The 356-nt window shown below is 54.8% G+C and carries 1 protein-coding gene; it reads left to right on the forward strand.

Going from position 1 to position 356, the window contains the following annotated elements; genetic code table 11:
* Positions 1–356, forward strand: a 356-nt coding sequence (locus D0817_RS26905; RefSeq protein WP_202866531.1) for a DUF6791 domain-containing protein, incomplete at both ends; no start/stop codon positions are given.

Below are 356 nucleotides of genomic sequence, written 5' to 3' on the forward strand. Positions count from 1 at the left end.
GCCCATCGGATCATAAACTTTACTTTGCCGGGGAGGTGCCCTGTAATATTGACGGTAATAAAATCAGTGCTGGTACTGCCGAAGAGGTGCGCTTCGTGTCGGATGAAATTGTCGGCAACAGGATGCTTTCGAACAAGCCAGAGGGTGGGCGCCAGTACGAGTCCATCGAGGAAAAAATTTACCAATATCTCGCATTAATCTCCGCTCCGGCGGTCCATAAGTACCCGGGCGTGACGCCACGCGCTGCTTTGAAAAAACACGTTGAAGCGGCGCCGAGCCCATTACGGTTCCCTGACACGCTCTCCGCGCGCGAAGGGATGGTAGGGCTGTCACACAGGCTACGTGGACAGAAGGTG

This window comes from Flavobacterium cupreum, assembly GCF_003996965.1.
In the GTDB taxonomy this organism is placed as follows: domain Bacteria; phylum Bacteroidota; class Bacteroidia; order Flavobacteriales; family Flavobacteriaceae; genus Flavobacterium; species Flavobacterium cupreum.